The following is a 690-nucleotide window of genomic DNA, read 5'->3' on the forward strand; positions in this document are numbered from 1 at the left end:
TCGGTCTTCGCGAGCAGGACCCGGCAATCGGCGACCGCATCATGGGGCCCGCCGAGCCGCTGATTGCGGTAAGTACCCCGCTTGACGGACCACAATCCCTTCCACACCGCGTACGGAACCATCGCGTCCTCCCACCGGCAGCGGTCAAGCCACCGCCCGGCCGCGGCCGTAGTCCCGTGATGACGGACCAGCTCACGCTCCAAAACTCCGCGATCGAAGGGCATGTTGTAGGAGAGAACGGCCCGCCCGTGCAAGACGTCGGCGAGGGCGGGCAGCAGCCTGGCGAAGGGCGCGGCGGACGCGAGGTGCTGCGGAGTGATCCCGTGCACCGCGATCGCGGCCGGCTCGATGACTGCGCGCGGATCCACATACTCGTTGAGCAGCACCGTGCCGTCCCGGGCCACCGCGGCGATCTGCACCGCGAACGCGTCCTGAAGCCCCGTGGTCTCCACATCGAACGCGACCAGCGAGTCGTCATCGAGCAGGCGAAGGGCCCACCGCCCCACCTCCTCGCGCTCGCGCGGCCAGGAAGCCGGGCGCCGCAGCACCCTGACGGCGTCATCGAGCTCCCGGTGGGCCTCACGGGAACTCTGCACCCGCCACAACGGCCCGCTGCTGCTCGCCTCCGCGTTCACCGTGCCCAGATAGGCGCCGCCCTCGTACACCGCCCACGTCGGACGGTCGGTGTCG

Annotated in this window: 1 protein-coding gene; it reads right to left on the minus strand. The window is 70.4% G+C overall.

The annotated features are described in order from the left end of the window. Positions 1 to 690: 3'-5' exonuclease (locus NLX94_RS38715; RefSeq protein WP_254387994.1), on the minus strand; the 690-nt coding region annotated here is incomplete at both ends.

Source organism: Streptomyces sp. TBY4 (assembly GCF_024213195.1).
Lineage (GTDB): Bacteria > Actinomycetota > Actinomycetes > Streptomycetales > Streptomycetaceae > Streptomyces.